Source organism: Bradyrhizobium sp. STM 3562 (assembly GCF_045571435.1).
GTDB lineage: Bacteria > Pseudomonadota > Alphaproteobacteria > Rhizobiales > Xanthobacteraceae > Bradyrhizobium.
In genome coordinates this window covers 3,050,937-3,070,882 of the sequence record NZ_CP120694.1, presented here as the reverse complement: position 1 = coordinate 3,070,882, position 19,946 = coordinate 3,050,937, and the positions used below count along the sequence as shown (strand labels likewise).

Annotated in this window: 21 protein-coding genes; 11 read left to right on the top strand and 10 right to left on the bottom strand. The window is 64.5% G+C overall.

The features are described from left to right. Window positions 1–66 precede the first annotated feature (66 nt). The 3 genes from P6U23_RS14065 to P6U23_RS14055 are packed head-to-tail and all read right to left on the bottom strand — an operon-like array spanning window position 67 to window position 1,919. Window positions 67–1,161: a DUF3618 domain-containing protein gene (locus P6U23_RS14065; RefSeq protein ID WP_407180337.1), complete on the bottom strand. Its 1,095-nt coding sequence runs from the start codon at window positions 1,159–1,161 to the stop codon at window positions 67–69. Beyond that, entirely contained in the window at window positions 1,139–1,564 is a 426-nt protein-coding gene (locus P6U23_RS14060; protein ID WP_407180336.1) for a phage holin family protein, read from the bottom strand. Before P6U23_RS14060 ends, P6U23_RS14065 begins: the two co-directional genes overlap by 23 nt. A gap of 25 nt (window positions 1,565–1,589) precedes the next feature. Further along, the gene (locus tag P6U23_RS14055; RefSeq protein ID WP_407180335.1) at window positions 1,590–1,919 is read right to left on the bottom strand and encodes a hypothetical protein; all 330 of its coding nucleotides are present in this window, start codon (window positions 1,917–1,919) and stop codon (window positions 1,590–1,592) included. Between the two features lie 328 nt (window positions 1,920–2,247). Between P6U23_RS14055 and P6U23_RS14050 the strand changes: the two genes are divergently transcribed. Together P6U23_RS14050 and P6U23_RS14045 are read left to right on the top strand one after the other, a co-directional pair. Next, window positions 2,248–3,243 (top strand): P1 family peptidase, encoded by a 996-nt coding sequence (locus tag P6U23_RS14050; RefSeq protein ID WP_407180334.1) that lies wholly within the window; start codon window positions 2,248–2,250, stop codon window positions 3,241–3,243. A 62-nt stretch (window positions 3,244–3,305) separates the two neighbouring features. Further along, entirely contained in the window at window positions 3,306–3,515 is a 210-nt protein-coding gene (locus tag P6U23_RS14045) for a KTSC domain-containing protein (RefSeq protein ID WP_407180333.1), read from the top strand. An 8-nt stretch (window positions 3,516–3,523) separates the two neighbouring features. Here P6U23_RS14045 and P6U23_RS14040 read toward each other — a convergent pair whose 3' ends face one another. Next, window positions 3,524–4,315, bottom strand: coding sequence for an EF-hand domain-containing protein (locus tag P6U23_RS14040; RefSeq protein WP_407180332.1), 792 nt, complete (start codon window positions 4,313–4,315; stop codon window positions 3,524–3,526). A gap of 406 nt (window positions 4,316–4,721) precedes the next feature. Between P6U23_RS14040 and rpe the strand changes: the two genes are divergently transcribed. After that, a complete protein-coding gene (rpe, locus tag P6U23_RS14035) occupies window positions 4,722–5,423 on the top strand; it encodes a ribulose-phosphate 3-epimerase (RefSeq protein WP_407180331.1) in 702 nt (233 codons plus the stop codon). A gap of 31 nt (window positions 5,424–5,454) precedes the next feature. Here the strand turns inward: rpe and P6U23_RS14030 are convergent, their stop codons facing one another. Continuing rightward, window positions 5,455–5,718: a hypothetical protein gene (locus P6U23_RS14030; RefSeq protein WP_407180330.1), complete on the bottom strand. Its 264-nt coding sequence runs from the start codon at window positions 5,716–5,718 to the stop codon at window positions 5,455–5,457. A 265-nt stretch (window positions 5,719–5,983) separates the two neighbouring features. Between P6U23_RS14030 and P6U23_RS14025 the strand changes: the two genes are divergently transcribed. Further along, window positions 5,984–6,370 (top strand): ester cyclase, encoded by a 387-nt coding sequence (locus P6U23_RS14025; RefSeq protein ID WP_407180329.1) that lies wholly within the window; start codon window positions 5,984–5,986, stop codon window positions 6,368–6,370. Window positions 6,371–6,539: 169 nt separating this feature from the next. On the opposite strand, the gene P6U23_RS14020 is transcribed toward P6U23_RS14025, so the two are convergent. The 5 genes from P6U23_RS14020 to P6U23_RS14000 all read right to left on the bottom strand — a co-directional run bounded on the left by P6U23_RS14020 (window position 6,540) and on the right by P6U23_RS14000 (window position 10,809). Then, entirely contained in the window at window positions 6,540–7,943 is a 1,404-nt protein-coding gene (locus tag P6U23_RS14020) for a protein kinase domain-containing protein (RefSeq protein ID WP_407180328.1), read from the bottom strand. A 2-nt stretch (window positions 7,944–7,945) separates the two neighbouring features. Then, window positions 7,946–8,686, bottom strand: a complete 741-nt coding sequence (locus P6U23_RS14015) for a metallophosphoesterase family protein (protein ID WP_407180327.1) — start codon at window positions 8,684–8,686, stop codon at window positions 7,946–7,948. An 82-nt stretch (window positions 8,687–8,768) separates the two neighbouring features. After that, window positions 8,769–9,377, bottom strand: coding sequence for a hypothetical protein (locus P6U23_RS14010; RefSeq protein ID WP_407180326.1), 609 nt, complete (start codon window positions 9,375–9,377; stop codon window positions 8,769–8,771). Then, the gene (locus P6U23_RS14005) at window positions 9,374–10,045 is read right to left on the bottom strand and encodes a hypothetical protein (protein WP_407180325.1); all 672 of its coding nucleotides are present in this window, start codon (window positions 10,043–10,045) and stop codon (window positions 9,374–9,376) included. The genes P6U23_RS14010 and P6U23_RS14005 overlap by 4 nt, the downstream gene beginning before the upstream one ends. Further along, window positions 10,042–10,809, bottom strand: coding sequence for a MotA/TolQ/ExbB proton channel family protein (locus P6U23_RS14000; protein WP_407180324.1), 768 nt, complete (start codon window positions 10,807–10,809; stop codon window positions 10,042–10,044). Before P6U23_RS14000 ends, P6U23_RS14005 begins: the two co-directional genes overlap by 4 nt. A 209-nt stretch (window positions 10,810–11,018) precedes the next feature. Here P6U23_RS14000 and P6U23_RS13995 point away from each other — a divergent pair, with 209 nt between their 5' ends. From P6U23_RS13995 to P6U23_RS13965, 7 genes are all read left to right on the top strand, one after another. After that, entirely contained in the window at window positions 11,019–12,377 is a 1,359-nt protein-coding gene (locus tag P6U23_RS13995; protein ID WP_407180323.1) for a histidine kinase, read from the top strand. Window positions 12,378–12,389: 12 nt separating this feature from the next. After that, entirely contained in the window at window positions 12,390–13,043 is a 654-nt protein-coding gene (locus P6U23_RS13990) for a response regulator (RefSeq protein ID WP_407180322.1), read from the top strand. 226 nt (window positions 13,044–13,269) lie between these two features. Further along, window positions 13,270–14,577: an adenylosuccinate lyase gene (gene purB, locus P6U23_RS13985; RefSeq protein WP_407180321.1), complete on the top strand. Its 1,308-nt coding sequence runs from the start codon at window positions 13,270–13,272 to the stop codon at window positions 14,575–14,577. Between the two features lie 635 nt (window positions 14,578–15,212). Beyond that, window positions 15,213–15,470: a hypothetical protein gene (locus P6U23_RS13980; RefSeq protein ID WP_407180320.1), complete on the top strand. Its 258-nt coding sequence runs from the start codon at window positions 15,213–15,215 to the stop codon at window positions 15,468–15,470. A gap of 278 nt (window positions 15,471–15,748) precedes the next feature. Next, window positions 15,749–17,206: a hypothetical protein gene (locus P6U23_RS13975; protein WP_407180319.1), complete on the top strand. Its 1,458-nt coding sequence runs from the start codon at window positions 15,749–15,751 to the stop codon at window positions 17,204–17,206. Between the two features lie 318 nt (window positions 17,207–17,524). Further along, window positions 17,525–17,992: a hypothetical protein gene (locus P6U23_RS13970; protein ID WP_407180318.1), complete on the top strand. Its 468-nt coding sequence runs from the start codon at window positions 17,525–17,527 to the stop codon at window positions 17,990–17,992. Between the two features lie 147 nt (window positions 17,993–18,139). Beyond that, window positions 18,140–19,927 (top strand): type I secretion system permease/ATPase, encoded by a 1,788-nt coding sequence (locus P6U23_RS13965; RefSeq protein ID WP_407180317.1) that lies wholly within the window; start codon window positions 18,140–18,142, stop codon window positions 19,925–19,927. The last annotated feature ends 19 nt before the right edge of the window (window positions 19,928–19,946 follow it).

Here is a 19,946-nt window from a genome sequence, read left to right as displayed (position 1 = left end):
GATGCGAAGAGGATCAATGGGGCAGTTCACGGCCCCCCGAAGTGAACCCGCGAAGAGACCGTCTGGTCACGGGTGCGGATCGTCGGCGCTCAGGCCGCCTGCCGGTGACGGATCATCGAAATGCGTGGGCACGAGCGAGGGTTCATGCGTTTCCCCAACGCCTGCCGCGGGGTCAGACGAGGCGGCTTGCGACTGCTCGCCGGCCTGTTTGGCGGCTTCGTCCTCTGCGGCGTCGAGCGCCTTGCCGCCGACCTTTTTCGCCGCCTCATATTGTTCCGACATAACGCCCTGCGCGCGCTCCTTCAGCTCGTCACTGCGCTCGCCCATCAGGCGGTCTTCGGTCTCGGTCTGAGGCAACAGCGCGCCGATGGCGGCGCCGATCGCAAGGCCAAGTCCAGCCAACACTAGCGGCTGGTCCCGGCAGAAATCCGCGAAGGCATTGCCGGCTTGAAGTGTGCGCTGCCCGGCCGCACGTGTGGACTCGCTCACCGTGGTCGTGGTCCGGCGCGCGCTGTCCGAGACCGCTTCATAACCTGCCGACGCGCTGCGCTGGGCCGATTCGGTGACTGAGCCCGCCATTTGCTCGACTGCATCTCCGGCTTCTGCGGCGGACTGTCGTGCGCGATCCGCGGCCGAGCCAGCCCGCGTGCGCGCATCGTTGGCAAGCCCGGCCGCCCGATCACTCAACTCCGCGCCTTTGCCGCCTGCCGCATCGCTCCATTCCCCACTCTTCTGGCTCGCGGCCTCGCTCCATTCGGCGCGTTTCTGGCTCGCCGCATCCCGCCATTCTGCGCCTGTCCGGCTTGCGGTCCGCGCCGTCGCATCGGCGGCACCGCGAATGGCATCGCCCGCAGCGCTCGCCGCCTCGCCGAGCCGCTGCGCCGCATCGCCAGCCATGGAGCGCCCCCGCGCCTCGGACCGGCGACCGCCAAGCATGAGCCAGGCTAGGCCCGCTCCCACAAGCGCGACGGGAACCGGATTGTTGATGGTCTGCCTTCTCAAATTGCTGACGAACGCCGCTCCGCCTGCATCCCCGACGCGATCGGCCAACTGATTGAACACCTGCCTCGGCGTCATGGAGGCGCGCAGTTCCTCCAAAGTGTCGGCGATTTGGCTTCGGGCTTGCTCCGTTTCGCGTTCAAGCTGCTCGGTGTAGCTCATCGTCCTGGCTCACTTGTTGCTTTGCCACCGATGCGTCTTGCCGCAACTGGTGGACGGTTCTGTTGGGCACGAGATTTTCGATCTTGAGACGGCTCGCACCGATCAGAAGCAGGATGATGCCGAGGATCAGCACCCCGCCACCGATGATGAGCGCAGACCAATACGGCGCCAAGCCGTAGCCCTGCGCCAATGCCGCAACTGCCGCCTGAAGCAGGATGACGAGCGCGGGGATCAGAAGGACGGCGCCGCCAATGAGCAGGCCGAGGCCTCGCCCAATGCCGGCCATGTTATCGGACACCTCCGCGCGGGCGAGTTGCGTCTCCTTGCGCAGCAGCGTGGCGAGTTGCGTAAACAGATCGCTGATGATTTCGGGAACGGGGCGCTGAGAATTGGGAGCAGCCATCGCAACCTCCTTGGCGTGAACGGTCTCAGCGCGAACGCTCGGTGCTGCTTTTCAGAAAACGAGAGATCGCAAATCCAGCGACCAAGGCGCCGCCGAAGAAGGCCAGAGGCTCCTTGCGGGCAAAGTCGTTGAAGCCGCTCATGAGGTCCTGGATGCTGCGATCGCGAAGGGCGCCGGCGCCCTGTTCGAGACGCGAAGCCGCGGCATGGACGAACTCGGCAGCCTTCGGCATTTGGTCCTGAAGTTCATCCGCGGCGCCGTGAACCGCCTTGGCCATTTCGTCGATTTGGCTGGCGCCCGCCTTCTTCTGTCCCTCTGAGATCTGCTCTGCCTGCTTGATTGCATCTGCGTCCATGGTCGGATTCCCATCCTTGGCAACCCTCTGCGGCGGACAGAGCCGTTGCATGTGTCTCGATTGTTGCGGAATTCCAACATGAAGGCGCCAGCGGTGTTCCTGGTGACGAAAGAAAAAGCCGCGACCGGGTAGGAGCTTACCAGGAGCACGTTGGCGCCGCGTGCCACTGCTCGCAAGCGTCGGACCTTCAATCACAAGACAAGACGGAGAGCGCCGCCAAACCCACCCGCTCTTCTGCGCCGCAGGGATCATTCCTGCCCAGCCTTTGCCCCGAGCGGCTCACGTGGCAAAACATTCGGATTGGTAACCTGCCTCGCGGATGGGCGCCTTGAAAAATCTCCTCACCGATATCGCCGGCGTCACCGTCGGCCATGCCGACGATGCGCGGCTCGCCTCCGGCGTCACCGCCGTGATCTTCGATCAGCCTGCGGTCGCCGCCATCGACGTCCGCGGCGGCGGACCGGGCACGCGCGAGGGCGCGCTGCTCGATCTCGCCAACACCGTGGAGCGCGTCGACGCCTTTGCGCTCGCCGGCGGGTCGGCCTTTGGGCTTGAGGCCGGCGGCGGCATCCAGGCCTGGCTCGCCGAGCAGGGCCGCGGGTTCGTGGTGCGCGGCGCCGTCATCCCGATCGTGCCCGGCGCGATCCTGTTCGATCTCCTGAACGGCGGCGACAAGGCCTGGGGCCGCTTCTCGCACTATCGCGATCTCGGCTATGCCGCGGCGGCAAACGCCGGCGCCGATTTCGCGCTCGGCAGCGTCGGCGCAGGCTGTGGGGCCACCACCGCGAATTTCAAGGGTGGGCTCGGCTCGGCCTCGGCCATCACCGCCGGCGGCGTCAAGGTCGCCGCGCTGGCGGCCGTCAACGCGGTCGGCAGCGTCACCATCGGCGACGGTCCGTGGTTCTGGGCGGCGCCGTTCGAGATTGACGGTGAATATGGCGGGCGCGGCTGGCCCTCCTCCTTCACGCCGGACATGCTGAAACTACGGATGAAGGGCGGCGCCGCCGCGAATGCGGCCGAAAACACCACGATCGCCGTGCTCGTCACCGACGCCGCGCTGACCAAGGTGCAGGCCAAGCGGCTTGCGATGATCGCGCAGACCGGTTTCGCGCGCGCGATCTATCCGGTGCATGCGCCGCTCGATGGCGACGTCGTCTTCACGGCCGCGACCGGCGAGAAGCCGATCGATCCCGTCGTCGGCCTCACCGAGCTTGGGATGATCGCGGCCAATGTGATGGCGCGCGCCATCGCCCGCGGCGTCTACGAAGCGACGGCGCTGCCCTTCGAAGGCGCGCTGCCGGCGTGGAAAGATCGTTTCGCTTAGCCTGGCAACGAAACCCGCGAGGACGCGTTGTTCCGGCGGAGCCCGCTTCCGGGTGATGCGTCATGCCATCGACCGCCATTCGACGTCAGGATTATGACTTACGTAGGCGCGAGCTGTCCGTGACCTTCGTCACCGGCCGGCGCTATCTCTATTGGGAGGTGCCTCCCGAAGTCGCCGCCGCATTCAAGGCAGCACGGTCCAAGGGCACCTTCTTCAATCGAGAAATCCGTGATCGCTACCCCTATCGCGAGATCACGCGCGAATATTCCTGACGCACCGATCAGGCGCTGACCAACAGCGCGCTTCCGGGCTGCGCCGAGAGCGCCTTTGCCTCGCCCTGGATCATCTTCTCGATCCAGTTGTAGGACGAACTGGCCGCGCTCGCCGCTGCGGAGTTCGAGCTCGTGGATGCGGCGGGGGTCGTCATGGTCACCTTGGAGCCGTCGGCATAGGTGATCGTGGTGGTGGTCGAGCCGTCGCTGTTGGTCACCGCCGAGGACGAGGCGCCATCGAGCGCCTGCATCAACGGATCGGCATCGGATCCGCCGCTAGTGGCCCCGCTATCCGTTCCAGCGCTATCGCCGACGTCCGCAACGTGATGATGCCCGCCATGATGGCCGCCGGCGCCCTGCAGCGCCGACTTCAATTCGCCGAGGCTGACACTGCCGTCGCCGTTGCTGTCGAGCTGGCCGAACACGCTGTCGGCCTGCGCGACATTGCTGCCGCCGGCGCCGAGCGCGTTCTCGAATTCACTCTTGGTGATCTGTCCGTCACCATTGGCGTCGATCTGGGAAAACAGGTCCTTCAGCGAGTCGGACGGGCTGGACGTGGCAGTCGTTGTGGTCAAACCCGACTGGCTCTGGATGGCAATCAGCTCGTTCATGGTCTCGGGCGAAACGCGCGAGAAGCCTGCTCCGGACGTGAGATCGGAGGTTTGCGGGCTCGCTCCTTCGGGCAAAGCGAACGCGCTGCCACCGCTCTGAGAACCCGTCGATTGCGTCGAGGATGTTGACGACGTCAACGACTGCAGGCCGTCCAGCAGGGATGCGGCGGCACCAAGCGCAAAAAACATCAGGGAACTCCCACCAAGGGCGCCTCGTCAGCGGCTCGCTCAACTTACGGCATAGCTTGAGCAAGCGGCGTGCCAGCGGCAAAATGCCCGAAAAATCAGGCTTTCAGTTTAACCACGCAGTCTCGGGTCCCCGGGCAAGAGCTGCCGGCTTGGGAAGATTTTTCCCGCTTTATTGCCGATGCCCATGCCACATGTTAGGAGCGCGGTCGCGCAACCGGAAGCGGGCGCTCAGGCCGACCGTCACACTGAGGAGCGCGCTTTTGCGCGCGTCTCGAGGGGCGACAGCCCGGCTCTCGCAGCGGGGCCGTCCATCCTTCGAGCCCCGCGGAGCCTGTCGGGCCGCGCGTTGCGCGGACCCGGTGGCGAGCACCTGACGACGACGGTTCAAGAAAGCGTTTATTCAGCCATGACCCAGTCATTCACGCCACGTCCTCTTGTCATCGCGCCATCGATCCTGGCGTCCGATTTCGCCAAGCTTGGCGAGGAGGTCCGCGCGGTCGATGCGGCCGGCGCCGACTGGATCCATCTTGACGTGATGGATGGACATTTCGTCCCTAACATTTCCTATGGTCCCGATGTCATCAAGGCGCTGCGTCCGCACACCAAGAAGGTGTTCGACGCGCATCTGATGATCTCGCCCTGCGATCCCTATCTGGAGGCTTTCGCGAAAGCCGGCTGCGATCACATCACGGTGCATGCGGAGGCCGGCCCGCATCTGCATCGCTCGCTGCAGGCGATCCGCGCGCTGGGCAAGAAGGCCGGCGTGTCGCTCAACCCGTCCACGCCTCTCTCCGCCATCGAATATGTGCTCGATATGGTCGACCTGGTGCTGATCATGTCGGTCAATCCCGGCTTTGGCGGCCAGGCCTTCATCCCGGCGGCGCTCGGCAAGATCCGCGACCTGCGCGCGATGACGATGGGACGCGACATCGATATCGAGGTCGATGGCGGTGTCGGCCCCGATGTCGCGGGCGAACTCGCGGCCGCCGGCGCCAACGCCTTCGTCGCCGGCTCGGCCGTCTTCAAGGGCGGCACCAAGGACGCTTACAAGGCCAATATCGATGCGATCCGTCTGAAGGCCGCGGCGGCGCGCGGCGAAGCCGTTTAACGCGCCACGAGATCGACAGGCGCGACAACGATCAGTTGGGATTGGCCGGCTGCACCGGTGGCGGCGCGGCGGGCGTCGGCTCGACCGACAGCTTCCGGTCGCTCGGCAACACGTCTGCGCCCGCGGAGCGGGCCGCCTGCCCCGTCGTCGTCGACTCCGCCACGCTGGGAGGCTTGACCTGGGGACGATTCCAGCGATCGCGCACGAGCAGGGCCAGCAAGCCCACGCAGACGACGGCCACCACGATCGCAATGATCGCAGGAACGCGCCGACTGAAATGCCGCTCTTCGGCCATGCCATTCATCCCGAAATCTTCAAGCACCAACTCGTGCGGGGCGAACCGGGTTCCGTGCGAAAAGTGCGCGCGGCCCTTCGACGAGCCACCATGCTTGGGCTGCACAATTTGGCGCTGGTGTTAGTTTACGGCAACTAGATCATGATCCGATTAGACGGAATCGGATCATGATCTCATCTCTTTGTTTGAGCATGATCTTTTCGGAAAACCGGTTTCCACTTTTCCGGATCATGCTCTATCTGCAGAAGCGAAAGGGAACTCGCGCGTGACCCAAGCCGACCTCTCAGGCGTCTACCGGGACTACATTGCCTGCCTCAATCAGCAGGATTGGCCGAAGCTGGGGCAGTTCGTTGATGATGCCGTGTGCCACAATGGTCGGCAGATCCGGCTATCGGGTTATCGCCAAATGCTGGAGCGGGACTTCCACGAAATTCCCGACCTTCACTTCAACATTCAACTGCTGATTTGCGATGCATGTTATGTGGCGAGCCGACTGAGCTTCGATTGTTCGCCAAGAGGAACATTCCTCGGCCTCGATATCAATGGCAAGCGAGTTTCGTTTGCGGAGAACGTATTCTACGAATTCCGGGCAAAGAAGATTGTGCAAGTATGGTCGGTCATCGACAAGGCGGCCATCGAAGCTCAGCTTTAGAGCAGTCGCCGATCAAGTTGCGGAGCGGATAGGCGCCTTGAAACAAGCCCGTCATTCGAAGCAATCCAGACTGCATCCGCGGAGAAAGTCTGGTTTGCTTCGCTTGCGCTCGCAGTGACGCCGGAGGTTGCGGCCACGTCCTCTCAATTCGCTCAGCCCGGCGACTGCCCTAGCCCGCCGGCCGCTGCGGGCGCACCACCGTGACCGTGCACGGCGCTTCCGAGGCGACCTTGGCCGAGACGCTGCCCAGCAGGCTTCGCACGAAGGAATCCTGCCGCGCGCCGATGATGATGTGGTCGACATGGTTGGCGCGGGCAAACTCCAGGATCGCCGAGGCTGGATCGATCGCCTCCAGCACATGCACTGTGAGGCGGCTTTCGTTGAGCTTGAGCGGGCTTGCCCAGTGCTTGAGCGCCACCAGGCGGTCGACGTGCTTGTTCTGGCCCCGCTCGTCCAGCGTACGATCGATGGTGATGCGGCCGAGCTTGAGAACATTGACGCAGGCGAGCCGCGCGGCGGGCAGCGTTTCCAGGATACGCGCGGCGGTGCGCCGCAGGGCGCCGTTCAATTCATCGGTGCCGTCCACCGTATCGATCGCAACCGCCACGATCGGGCTGGAGGCCAGTTGGGCCGCGACGTCGACCTTGCGCTCCACCTGCAACAGGCCCTGGTTGAAGCGCCGCCGCCAGACCGTCATCAGCGGATCGCGCTTGACGCGCTCGGCGCGCGCGGTGAGCTTGATCTGGTCGGGATGGGCGAGATCGAACGCCAGTTGCGACGCCGTCGGATAGCGCGACGCCGGCTCGATCTCCAGACACCGCATCACCACTTCCTGCAGCCAGGGCGGATAGTCCGGCCTCAGCTTGCGCGGCGGATGCGGATCGCGCCACAGCCGCCGCCGCATGCCGCGCAGCGTCTCGGTCTCGCCGAACGGCCGCACGCCAGTAGTGAAGAAATAGAGCAGCACGCCAAGCGAAAACAGATCGCTGCGCGGATCGTCCCGCACACCGAGCAGGCGCTCGGGCGCCATGTAGGGCGCGGTGCCGTAGGGCAGACGGAATTCCTCCTGCAGCAGGTCCGGAAGCTGCGTGTGATGCGACAGGCCGAAATCGATCAGCACGGCTTCGCCGCTGTCGCGAAACATGATGCTCGACGGCTTGATGTCGTGATGGATCACGTTCTGGCGATGCAGGTCGGCAAGCGCGGCGGCGATCTTGCCCGCGATCAGGCAGGCTTCTCCGTAAGGCAGCGGCAGCTCGGGCAAGCGGCGATAGAGCGTTTGTCCCGGAATGAGCTCGATCACCACATAGGCCTGGTGCGCGAAATCCCCCGTAGCAAGGCACGCGGGCACATGCGGTCCCTTGAGCCTCGGCAGGATGAGCTGCTCCATTTCGAAGCTGACGATCGCGGCCGGGTCCTCGCCTTCGGATGTCAGCGGGATCTTCATCAAGAGCGGCACGTTGATGTCCGGCCGCGTGACGCTCCAGAGCGTCGCCATGCCGCCGGAGTGCAGACGTTCACCGACCTTGAAGCCGTCGATGACCACGCCCGGCTGGACGCTCGGCCTGTCCACCCTCACCTCCCTACGAACAGGCGGTCGGCGAGCCGGTCCGGCAGGCCGTTCTCCCTGATCCGCGCTGCCGCCGCATCGACATCGTAGGGAACGCGGCAGTAGGTGATTTCACGCGAGCTGGTGTCGTACAAGGCATAGGCCGCGGCGGGATCGCCATCGCGCGGCTGGCCGACCGAGCCCAGCACGGCCAGCCATTGCCGGCCGCGCAGGAGCTGGATCGGGACATGCGCGGTCGGCACGAAGCTCGTCATCTTGGCCGTCGCCGACATGGAATAAAGCGCGGGCCGGTGGATGTGGCCGCAGAACGTGACATGCGCGGGCGTTGCAATCAGGCTGCGCGCCGCATCCGGCGTCGACTGCACGTAGCGCCAACGCTGCGGGCTGGAGGCCTCGGAGTGGACGTAGAGCCGGTCGTCCTCTTCCAGCGTCAGCGGCAGTTCGGCCAAAAAGCGGCGCTGCGCGGCGCTGAGGCGGCCGCGCGTCCATTCGATCGCCGCCTGCGCGTCCGGATTCATGCTCTCGCTCGCGCTGGTGACGGCCTGGTCGTGGTTGCCGCGCACCGCGACCGCGCCATCCGCGATGAGGCGGATGGCGGTGTCCACCGTCCACTCGGGATCGCCGCCATAGCCGACGAAATCGCCGAGGAAGATGATCCGCTGCGCCCCGCGCGTGCGCGCCGATTCAAGGCATGCGCTGAAAGCCTGCCGGTTGGCATGAATGTCCGAAAAGATCGCCAGCAGCACGCTATCCTCCCGCCCTCGAAGTTAGGGCGAGCTAGTGCTACCGGTTTGAGCGGCATCAAACAACAGGCGTCAGCGGCCGGTCCTACTGCTCGTCCTTGGGCGGCATGCGTGGCGGCAGCAGCGGCGTGAACGACACCCCTTCCGCGCCTTGCGGGATCGAGCTCGCCCCTCCTCCCGTCGACGGATCGCCCCCCGAGGTTTCCATGATGGCCGTTGGCGTGATCAAGGCTCTGGCCGCGTCCAAAAGTCCGCCCTCACCGGTGCCAAAATCCGCGGCCCGGCCGCCCTGCGGGTGCCCGGCCGCGATTTCGCTTTGCGCCTTGTCCGTCTTGTCGGCCAGCGAGTCGCTGTAGGGAATGCGGTAGGCCCTGGGAACGCCGCTCGGGCGGTTGCTCTCATCGAGCGCCTCGACCCACAGATAGATCGAACCCGGGTCGCCTTGAAGCGAATGCGGCTCGACGATCCGCGCCTGCAACAATTTGAACGAGGCCGGCAGCCTGTCGACGCTGGCCCAGCCGAGCAATCCGCGCATGCCGATGAAGCTGACGATGTAGAACGCGCTGGTCACGACCACGGCTAGCGCCTTCACCGGCCAGGGCAAGCGCGCATAGACCAGCACCAGGAGCAACAGCGCGCCGATCAGCGCATAGGCGATCGAGAGCGTGAGAATGTCCGATTGCAGACTGGTCACGGCCGTCCCATCCTGACACCTGTCTTGGGATCGACGTCCGCACCATTCCTCCATGCGCTGCGAAAGGTCTCCAAGAGCGACTTCTGCCGCTGCTCGACATTGATCACCTTGCCCTCGCGGTCGAGCGAGAAGCGCACGGCCGTCCTTTCCTCGCCGGTATGATCGAGCATCACCGTATTGTCGAAAACCACCTGCGTGGACGGGTTGAGCTTCTGGACCTTGACCGTCACCGGCACCGGCTGCCCGGTCGTGGCCTGGAAATGCGACACGTTGACGGTGTATTCGCCGGCCACGATGCCACGCACCGTGACGATTTCCTCGCGGATTGGCGAGGGGATCTTCTTGTCGTTGACGACGATGAAATCGTTGGTGCCGCCGCGGTCGTCGCGATCGAGCGTGAGGAAGCCGGCCTCGCGATGCCGATACCAGGCGATGTTGCCGGCCGGGTCCTGCACGAACAGGTCGATGTCATCGGGGTGGTTGTCCGGCCAGTCCATGGTGATGATGAATTCGGCCTTGGAATCGATCTTGCCGTCTTTGGACTCCGGCGACACCGCAAGCAGCGCGATGAAGAACAGGAAGGCGACGACCTGCAACGCCTTGAACAGCATCACGCCGAGCGGATCGAACGCGTCCTCGCGCGGATAGAGCCCGAACTCATCCATCATTGCGGCGTTCCAATGCGACGTTCCAATGCCGGGGTGACGTGCGTCTCGGTCAGCATGACGGCATCGGAAAACACCCGCTGGGTGGCGGCATCGAGCATGTAGTATTGGATCTTGACCAGGATCGAGCCGACGAGGCCGGCGAGCGTCGTGTACATGGCGACGGCCATGCCGTCGCTCATCAGCCCCATGGATGATTTCATAGCGGCCTTGTCCGCCGCATCGAGGGTGGCGATCGGCGCCAACATAATGATGAAGCCGATGATGGTGCCGAGCAGGCCGAGCTTCATCAGCGTATCGGACGCGAAAGCGCCGAAGCCGTTGGAGCCGCGCAGGCGGTCGGCGAGCGAACGCAACAGCAGCGTCTGGTCGATGCGCCCCGTCGCCTGCGCCTTGGCCTTTTCCACCAGGCTGCGGATGTGATCCGTCACCAGCCCGACCGGCAGGGCCCGCGCATCGCTTTCCAGCGCCCTCGCGCCATTAGGCGCCGACAGGACGGCGCGGCAGCGCCGTGCCACATCGCCTTCGCGCGCGATCGCGCGGGTCCGCAAGAAGCAATGAAAGCAGGTAATGATGTAGAGAACGGCGATGACACTCGAGATGTAGGTGCGGTCGGAGGAGACCATCAGGTGGATCAAGCCGTAGCGCCACAACAGCACGGCGGCGAACACGGACAGGCCGGTGAAGATCATCCAGAGCAGCAGCACGCTTCGTTCTGGAGCGTCGCTTGAGGGCGGTGCGCTCACCGCGCCGATCATGGAAGTCATGGCTGGCGTTAGCTCCCGAGGACGTTTTCTGCACCTGTCGGCAAACAGGCTCTCGGCTCCGTTAAACCAAAGCGGGGCGGCGCGGTCCGCCGACGGATGCCCGCGATCCCCTGGGAAAATTTCCCGATTTTCCCGCGTGAGGCCCGCTTGCAATTGGCAGCGAAGGGCGGTGTTGTTATCGTCCTCCCCTGCTCGTTGAGGGTGATCGCATGCGCCTTGTGCTTCAGCTCGTCGCTCGTCTCCTCGTCGTCGTTATCCTCTGTCTGACCGCCGCGACCGTCTGGGCCACCGTCGACGCCTATCGCAGCGTCGACCGGGCGACCGCCGCCTCCGCCGACCGGGTCTCGGAGGCGCTGCAGGCGCTGTATTGGCGCGAGCTGTTGCTGCGCAGCAGCAGAATGAACGAACATCTCCTGCCAGTGCCGGAATGGCGCACCACCGACACGATGAAGCTGATCTCGCCGGGCATTTGCGTCCAATTCGAGCCGGCCAAGCCCTTCGAAAAGCCGCTCTGCGGCCAGAGCCAAGGGCTCGGCAAAGCGCCGCCCCACTGGTTCGCGAGCGCCGTGCAGACCTTTCTCGGCGGCCACGCGGCTGTCGCGCGGCCGATCAGCGCGCGAGAAACAACCGCAGGCGTGGTATCCGCCAGTCCGGATCCCGATGCCGCGATCCGGCTCGCCTGGGCCCACATCCTGGACAATATCGGCGTCGCCCTGTTGATGGCAGCGGCGATTGCGCTGCTCGCCTCGCTCGCGATCGCGCACACGCTGGCGCCGGCGCGGTCGATCGTTGCCGCACTGCAGCGTATGGCGCACGGGCAATATCGCACCGGTCTGCCGCGCTTCCACTCCATGGAACTTGGCATGATCGGAAAGGCCGTCACCGATCTCGGCGACCGGCTGGCAGCCGCCATGGAAGAGCGCGCCGCCCTCACCCGGCGCCTGCTTGAGATCCGCGACGACGAGCGGCGGGCGCTGGCCCGCGAGCTGCACGACGAATTCGGCCAGAATCTCACCGCCATCCTCGCCTTCGCCAACACCATCGAAGCCGGCGCGCAGGACAAGACCGTCGTCGAGGATGCGCGGATGATTTCGCAGGCGAGCTTGCGGATCATGGCGTCCTTGCGGGATACGCTGAACCGCCTGCGCCATCCGCCCGCCGAAGAGCTCGGCCTGGAAGCAAGCCTGATCAGCCTGGTCGATAGCTGGCGCTCGCAGCATGCGGCGCGGCCGCTGATCCAGCTCGACATGCAGGGCGACCTTGCCGATGTGCGCGGCACTGTCGCCGCCACGGCCTATCGCGTGGCGCAGGAATGCCTGACCAATGCGCTCCGCCACAGCGCGGCGCAGGAGATCGTGCTCCGGATCGAGCGCCGCAGCGGCGAGGAGAACGCGCTGTTGATCCGCGTCGAGGACGATGGCGGCGGTGACGCCGCGAGCGTGCAACAATCGGCCGGCTTTGGCCTGACCGGAATCCGCGAGCGGCTGGCCGCGCTCGGCGGCTCGCTGTCGATCGCGCGCGCCAGGCGCGGTGTAAGCGTTGCCGCGACCATTCCGCTCGCCGCTTGACGGCATGCACCGATGACCGCGCTACCTGGCAAGGGCATCTCGATCCTGCTGGTCGACGACCATCCGATCGTCCGCCAAGGCTATCGGCGCGTGCTGGAACATCAGAGCGACTTCCAGGTGGTCGCGGAAGCCGACAACGCCACGGATGCCTACGCCGCGTTCAAGACCCATGCCCCCGACATCGTGGTAATGGACATCTCGATGCCCGGCGCCAGCGGCCTCGATGCCATCAGGAACATCCGCCTGCGCGGCACCCGCGCGCGCATTCTCGTCTTCAGCATGCATAGCGAGGCGCCGCTGGTGAAGGCCGCCTTCAACGCCGGTGCCAGCGGCTATGTCACCAAGAGCAGCGAGCCGGCCGTGCTCATCAGGGCGATCCGCTCGGTCGCTCGCGGCGAACGCGCCATGAGCGACGACGTCGCGCAGGTGCTGGCGCTCGAGAGCCTGACGCCCGCGGGCTCCCTGCTCGATCAGCTCGCGGAACGGGAGATCGAGATCCTGAGGCAATTGGCGGCCGGCGCCACCAAGGAGGAGATCGCCGCCAGTCTCAATCTCAGCCTGAAAACCGTGCAGAACTACCACTATCTGATCAAGGCCAAGACCGGCATGCGCACCGATGCCCAGCTCGTGCGCCTCGCAGCCGAGTGCGGGCTGACCAGCCCGTAGCTCCCGCCCATCACCGTCATCCTAAGGTGCCGTAGCGCAGCGAGCCTCGAAGGATGACGGGTCCGAACGGGGGTCGTTTTTGCGGCGATCCTGAAGATCCCGGCAGTTTTCCACCCGGCGCTCGTCGTGGTGGTTTCCGGCACGGCAATCTGTTAAAGCGCGGCGTAAAAACCTTTGGCCCGGGACGCCCTTGCGCCCTCGCCCCTGACTTTCGGAGTTCTCATCGATGATCCCCCGCTACACCCGCCCGGAAATGGCCGCGATCTGGGACGCGCAGACGCGCTTCAAGATCTGGTTCGAGATCGAGGCGCATGCGGCGGATGCGCTGGCCGACATCGGCGTGATCCCAAAAGAGGCCGCGAAGGCCGTCTGGCATAAGGCGCGCGACGTGATCTTCGACGTTGGGAGGATCGACGAGATCGAGCGCGAAACCAAGCACGATGTGATCGCATTCCTGACCCATCTCGCCGAGATCGTCGGCCCCGAAGCGCGTTTCGTGCACCAGGGCATGACCTCCTCCGACGTGCTCGATACCTGCCTCAATGTGCAGCTTGCCCGCGCCGCCGACCTCCTGATTGACGACATCGACCGCCTGCTCGGTGCGCTGCGCAAGCGCGCCTTCGAGCACAAGATGACACCGACCATCGGCCGCTCCCACGGCATCCATGCCGAGCCGGTCACCTTCGGACTGAAGCTCGCTTATGCCTACGCGGAGTTCTCCCGCGCCCGCGAGCGGCTGGTCGCCGCGCGCAAGGAGATCGCGACCTGCGCCATATCGGGCGCGGTCGGCACCTTCGCCCAGATCGACCCGCGGGTCGAAGAGCATGTGGCGAAAGCCATGGGGCTGACGCCGGAACCGATCTCGACGCAGGTGATCCCGCGCGACCGTCACGCCATGTATTTTGCCACGCTCGGCGTGATCGCCTCCTCGATCGAGCGGCTCGCCACCGAAATCCGGCATCTGCAGCGCACCGAGGTGCTGGAGGCGGAAGAGTTCTTCTCCGAGGGCCAGAAGGGTTCCTCGGCCATGCCGCACAAGCGCAACCCGGTGCTGTCGGAAAATCTCACGGGCCTTGCCCGCATGGTACGCGCCTATGTGACGCCGGCGCTCGAGGACGTCGTGCTCTGGCACGAGCGCGACATCTCCCACTCCTCGGTGGAACGCATGATCGGCCCCGATGCCACGGTGACGCTGGACTTCGCGCTCAACCGGCTTGCCGGCCTGATCGAGAAGCTCCTGGTCTATCCAGAGAACATGCAAAAGAACCTCGACCGGCTCGGCGGCCTCGTGCACTCGCAGCGCGTCCTGCTGGCGCTCACGCAGAAGGGCGCCAGCCGCGAAGAAGCCTACAAACTGGTGCAGCGCAACGCCATGCCGGTCTGGCGCGGACAAGGCGACTTCCAGACGCTCCTGAAGAAGGACCCGGACGTCAGGAAATATCTTGGCGAGGCCGAGATCGCCGAGCAGTTCGATCTCGGTTACCACCTCAAGCACGTCGATACCATCTTCAAGCGCGTGTTCGGCCAGGCGTGAGGGGATGGCCGCCGCCAACGCCGTCGTTCCCCGGACAACGCGCAGCGTTGTCCGGCCCGTGGGCGCGATCCCCGACCCATAGCCACAGGCGGCCGTTATCGCGAGGGCGTGTGGCCTGGGCCCACCGATAAATTCCGCGGTATGGGTCCCCGGCCTTGGCCGGGACGACAAGTCGCTTGCTCGTTGATGGACTGCCGGAACAACCAGCGGCCCCAGCGTGTTGGCTTGGCAAGCAGGGGCTTCAGGTTGGGAGCCTTCAACGTGATCGAGACCGATAGTCTGCTCGTTAAGTGTCCGCGCTGCGGTGCCTGGCCGATGGCTGCGAGCTTGCCGAAAGCAAGCTCCTCGCGGCAGGAGATACGGTTCCGCTGTCCGGAGTGCCACTATCAGGAAGCGGGCTGCTTGCAGCGCGCCGGCAACGTCCAGCCGCTATCAGAGCAACGCTCGCACGCTCAAGGCAGGTGACGGCCGAGCTTGTCGAGCGCGAAAATCTCCGAACGGAAGCGATCCCCGACCGCCGAGCATGATCCGGAAAAGTCGGTGCCGGCTTTCCGAAAAGACCATGCCCGAACATAGGCCGGAGTGCGATCGGCTTTGCCACCGCACTTCCGCCTCATCCTCGAGGAGGATCGCACATGGCTAGAAACTCCATGCGCAGAACGCGCAGGCAGCCGATCACGCCGGCCCCGGGACCGATCGTGAGAACGGCGCCGGAGATGCCGACCAGCGGCTACGCACTCGTCGTCGACGGCCAGATCAAGAGCGAATTCAAGAGCAAGGACATGGCGCGCGCCCGCGCCGAGGACCTCAAGCGGCGCTTTCCTTATCTGCAAGTCCGGTTGTTTGACGCGGAAAAAAAGCACACCGAAGATATCGAGCCCACCGAGGCGTAGGCGAAACGCAAGCGCCGCGCCGGGCGCGGACCGGCTACTCACACCGATATCGGCACTGGGGCTGGATGATTTCTCACCCAATTCGAGGCGGCTAAGTCCCGTCAGGCCCCACCTGGGCCGCATACAAACGGATGTAGCCGATATGGCACCCGCCACCCGAAACGCTGCATCCGAATTGAGGACTCGGCTTTTGATTTGGGCAGGATGACATTTGTTCTCCGCGAGGTCGGGACGGGCGATGGCGCCATGCGGAGCTATCGCCGCTACGGAGAGCGACCATGAACTTCTGGCAGCTATCGGATGGAATCCGACCGCAGCATCAGCCCCATCACCACGGACATCATGGCGATCACGCGGATGCACCGGGCTGGCCGGCCTCTTTCTCCGATTCCATCGACACTGGCGATAACAGCGCGGGCGATGGCGGCAACGGATTTTTTGCCGGCCTGGTGGTGAACACGCCCAGCACCATGTTCAGCCCCGTCGACATCGCGCATGCGGGAGGTCTCGGCCAGGCCGATGCGCATCAATCCAATCTGGTTCAGATCGATCAGCATGCGGTGCAGATGGCGGGCATCGGCGGCAACGGCGGCAACGACAATCTGGCCCAGGGCGGCATCGTTTCCGCGCTCGCGCCCAGCGCCGCTTCGGTTCACGCCGGGCCTGCTTCGAGCGGAATCGAGACCGGCCACAACAGCGCCGGCAACGGCGGAGATGGCTATTTCTACGGCAGCATGATTCATGCCTCGATGGTGTTTTATGAGCCGATCAATATCAGCGTATCGGCGGGATACGGCTCCATTGCGCTGGCCGACCAGACCAACAATGTGAGCATCGATCAATCCGCCGCTCAGATCGCCGGCATCGGCGGAAACGGCGGCGACGGCAATATCGCCTCCGGCGGCAATGCCGGCGTTTCGTCCTCTGGCTCCGATGCGATCGCGACCGGCCACAACAGCGCCGGCAACGGCGGCTCCGGCTCCTTCTCCGGCTCGCTCGTGGACGCTCCTGTCGTTATCTACCACCCGATCAACATTGCGCTGGCGGGCTCAGGCGGAACGGCCGAAGCCTCGCAATCGAACACGGTGGAGATCGATCAGTCCGTCCTCCAGATGGCGGGGATCGGCGGCAATGGTGGAAGCGGCAATATCGCCATCGGCGGAGACGTATCCGGTTCGCTATTGGGCGGCTGGCAGCTCCTTCAGACGGGTGGCAACGAGGCCGGCAATGGTGGAAACGGCTTCTTCCATGGCAGCCTCGTCCACACCTCCGTCGCCGTGTATGACCCGATCAATATCGCTGTCGCCGGTTACAATTCCAGCACCGATGCTCATCAGACGAACAACGTGAATTTGGATCAGTCGTCGTCGCAGATGGCAGGCATCGGAGGCAATGGCGGCAACGGCAACGCTGCAACAGGCGGCAATGGCGGCCTTCTTTCTAAATTCTCCAGCGGTGCCGATACGATCGCAACCGGAGGCAACGGCGCAGGCGATGGCGGCAGCGGTCACTTTTCCGGTAGCCTCGTCGATGTCAGCATCGCGATCTATGCTCCGATCAATATCGCAATCGCGGGCCCGCATGCGACAGCCGAAGCGGACCAGATCAACAACGTGCACTTCGACCAGAGCGCGGTCCAGATCGCCGGAATTGGCGGAGACGGCGGCAACGGCAACATAGCGGTCGGTGGCGAGCTCGCAACACACCTCCTCTCCGATCTTCATTTGGTCGCATAGAAGATGATCCGGACGCCTTCGGGGCGGATCAGCGCAAAGCGCGTCGTGACTTTTGCGAAAACTCCACACGCAAACAATCAGAGCGGTGAGCCCCGTGAAAATCCGCTGTCCTCGGATGCGCGGCTGGCCACATCCGCATGTCATCGCATCACGATGCGCACGATGAATGTAGGTCTTTCGGACGTAGTCCACCGAGCCGAATGACATCCCATTTGGCATCTATCGCGCACACGCCAGCGGGGCTCACACTCGTCGCGTAGATCGGTCATCCCGATCTGGACGGATGACCTACGAACACAACCGATCACGGAGGCTCATATGGTTGCAAAGCCGTCAATTCACGTTTCGGATTCCATCCATTTCAAGACCATCGACACGGGCCACAACAGCGCCGGCAACGGCGGCGACGGCATTTTCAAGGGATATGTCGTCAACGCGCCGACGCTCAGCTTCGACCCCACCAACAAGGCCGAAGGCGCCGACGTCTCCGTCAAGAACGGCGATCACGTCTACCAAAAGGCTTCGTGGGACGCAGGCACGGCGGACGCGGACGCTCACAAGGGGTCAACGGCCAAGGCCTGGGCAAATTCGAACGGCGACCAGAGCTCGTCGAGCGGTCACGACACGTCCACCGTTACCGCCAATACGACAGCCACCCAGACGAACTCCCTGATGGCCGACCTGCATCAGGAAGTGATGGCCGGCATTGGCGGCAATGGCGGAAACGACAACGCCGCGGTGGGCGGCAATGTGGATTTCCACCTCGATCCGTCCATCTCCATCTGACGGGCGGCAAGCCCGGCCGATAGACCCGGCTGACAGAGACTGGCGGCGTCCGCCGCCGGTCTCTGACCGTCGCCAGCGGGCTCGTCCACGCTGGAATTGACGGTCGAACGAGAGGATCTAGTCTCAAAACCTCTGGCGGTTACGACAATGCCAAAGCCGCCCACCCGGTTGAACATGCTGGCCTCGCCACAAACTCCGCTGCAGGCGGCGCTGTGGGCCTGCGCCGGCCCGCTTGGCCTCGTGTTCGCATATAGCTGCAGCTACAATCTGCTGCTGTTTGCTCCTTCGATCTACCTGCTCCAGATCTATGATCGCGTCCTCTCGAGCCGCAGCGGCCACACGCTGCTGATGCTCACACTGATCGTTGCGTTCGCGGTCATCGTCGGAGGGGTGCTCGACACGCTGCGCCGCGCCGTCCTGGGCCGGCTCGGCTCCTGGCTGGAAGATCGACTTCGCCCAAACGCGCTCTCGGCCGCTTTCGAGCTTGCTGTCCGCAGCGATCCCGCAGCCGCATCGGCGGTGTATCGCGATCTTGCCGCCTTGCGTCAATTCATCGAGTCCAATGCATGCCCGATGCTGTTTGACGCACTCTGGGCCCCGCTGTTTCTCGCCGTGCTTTTTCTCATCCACCCATTGCTTGGCGTGATCGCGGCCTGCAACGTGTTTGTTCTGTTCGCGCTCGCGCTTACCAGCGAATTCCTCACTGCAGAGGCGCTCACGAAATCCGGCGCCGCCTTGGCGAAAAGCTATGGCCGGCTCGCAACCGCCCTCGGCAATATTCACCTGATCCGCACGATGGGAATGCTCGACGGCGCCGCGCGCCAGATCTGCGATGCCGCGCAGGAGGCGCGATACAGGCAGGACGTCGCCCAGTTGCGCGCGGAAATCGTCATGCTCGCCGCCAAGCCGATACGTGCGCTAGGACAGGTTCTGATGATGGGCGCAGCGGCCTGGCTCGTGCTCGATTACGGCAAGAGCGGCGGCATCATCTTCGCGACGACACTCCTGTTCGGTCGCGCGCTCGCGCCGGTCGAGGGCGCCATCGCGGGTTGGAAGGCCTTGATGACGGCCCGGAGCACCTATCGACGGCTCGATGGTTTTCTTGCCTCCGCCCCCGCAGCGAGAGACGACACGGATATTCCATCGGACCGGCCGCAATGCGGCCTTGTCCTCGATAACATCGGCGTATGGCTGCGGGACTCCCGCAGCTTTCTGCTGAAGGGCATCTCATTCAGTGTTGCGCCCGGCGAATGCCTCGCCATCATCGGCCCATCGGGCTCCGGGAAATCCATGCTCGGCCAGATCATTGCCGGGCTCTCGACACCCACGTGGGGTCGTGTCCTGCTCGACGATATCGATGTGTCAGTCTTGCGCGAGGCACGGGGCGGCCGTTGCCTCGGCTATCTGCCGCAGGACATCAACCTCTTCGGCGAGACGATCAAGGAAGTCATTGGACCGCCCGGCGATCCCGATCTTCAGAAAGTGATCGAAGCGGCGAGGCTCGTCGGCATCCATGATACGATCATGCGCCTGCCCGAGGGATATGACACAGTCATTCCCAATGGCGGTTCGGGATTCTCCCGCGGATATCGCCAGCGCCTCGGCCTTGCGCGGGCGTTTTTCGGCGAGCCGCGCCTCGTGGTGCTCGATGAGCCGAATGCCAGCCTCGACTATGTCGGCGAACGCGTGCTGCTGGACGCCATCGAGCAAATGAAGGCCGCCAATACCATCGTGGTCGTCGTCACCCACCGAATGGGCCTGCTCGCGGCGACCAACAAGATTGCCATCATGGAGGCCGGCACGGTCACCGCATTCGGCGAGAGCGAGCAGATTTTCGAGACGCATTTGAGCCGCCCGCAGGTGTCATCGCAGGTCACGCCGCCCGAGAACAAGCCTTCGGCCGACGACCCGTCACAGGAGCGAGCCGTCCCGTGACCAGGAAGCCGCAAGACAT

What these genes read in the sequence shown, in the direction of transcription:
- P6U23_RS14065 (WP_407180337.1), bottom strand. Translation starts at nt 1,161, where the DNA reads ATGAGCTACACCGAGCAGCTTGAACGCGAAACGGAGCAAGCCCGAAGC.
- purB (WP_407180321.1), top strand. Translation starts at nt 13,270, where the DNA reads ATGATCCCCCGCTACACCCGCCCGGAAATGGCCGCGATCTGGGACGCG.
- P6U23_RS14000 (WP_407180324.1), bottom strand. Translation starts at nt 10,809, where the DNA reads ATGACTTCCATGATCGGCGCGGTGAGCGCACCGCCCTCAAGCGACGCT.
- P6U23_RS14055 (WP_407180335.1), bottom strand. Translation starts at nt 1,919, where the DNA reads ATGGACGCAGATGCAATCAAGCAGGCAGAGCAGATCTCAGAGGGACAG.
- P6U23_RS13995 (WP_407180323.1), top strand. Translation starts at nt 11,019, where the DNA reads ATGCGCCTTGTGCTTCAGCTCGTCGCTCGTCTCCTCGTCGTCGTTATC.
- P6U23_RS14030 (WP_407180330.1), bottom strand. Translation starts at nt 5,718, where the DNA reads ATGGCCGAAGAGCGGCATTTCAGTCGGCGCGTTCCTGCGATCATTGCG.
- P6U23_RS13980 (WP_407180320.1), top strand. Translation starts at nt 15,213, where the DNA reads ATGGCTAGAAACTCCATGCGCAGAACGCGCAGGCAGCCGATCACGCCG.
- P6U23_RS14040 (WP_407180332.1), bottom strand. Translation starts at nt 4,315, where the DNA reads ATGTTTTTTGCGCTTGGTGCCGCCGCATCCCTGCTGGACGGCCTGCAG.
- P6U23_RS13970 (WP_407180318.1), top strand. Translation starts at nt 17,525, where the DNA reads ATGGTTGCAAAGCCGTCAATTCACGTTTCGGATTCCATCCATTTCAAG.
- rpe (WP_407180331.1), top strand. Translation starts at nt 4,722, where the DNA reads ATGACCCAGTCATTCACGCCACGTCCTCTTGTCATCGCGCCATCGATC.
- P6U23_RS14060 (WP_407180336.1), bottom strand. Translation starts at nt 1,564, where the DNA reads ATGGCTGCTCCCAATTCTCAGCGCCCCGTTCCCGAAATCATCAGCGAT.
- P6U23_RS14045 (WP_407180333.1), top strand. Translation starts at nt 3,306, where the DNA reads ATGCCATCGACCGCCATTCGACGTCAGGATTATGACTTACGTAGGCGC.
- P6U23_RS13965 (WP_407180317.1), top strand. Translation starts at nt 18,140, where the DNA reads ATGCCAAAGCCGCCCACCCGGTTGAACATGCTGGCCTCGCCACAAACT.
- P6U23_RS13975 (WP_407180319.1), top strand. Translation starts at nt 15,749, where the DNA reads ATGAACTTCTGGCAGCTATCGGATGGAATCCGACCGCAGCATCAGCCC.
- P6U23_RS14005 (WP_407180325.1), bottom strand. Translation starts at nt 10,045, where the DNA reads ATGATGGATGAGTTCGGGCTCTATCCGCGCGAGGACGCGTTCGATCCG.
- P6U23_RS13990 (WP_407180322.1), top strand. Translation starts at nt 12,390, where the DNA reads ATGACCGCGCTACCTGGCAAGGGCATCTCGATCCTGCTGGTCGACGAC.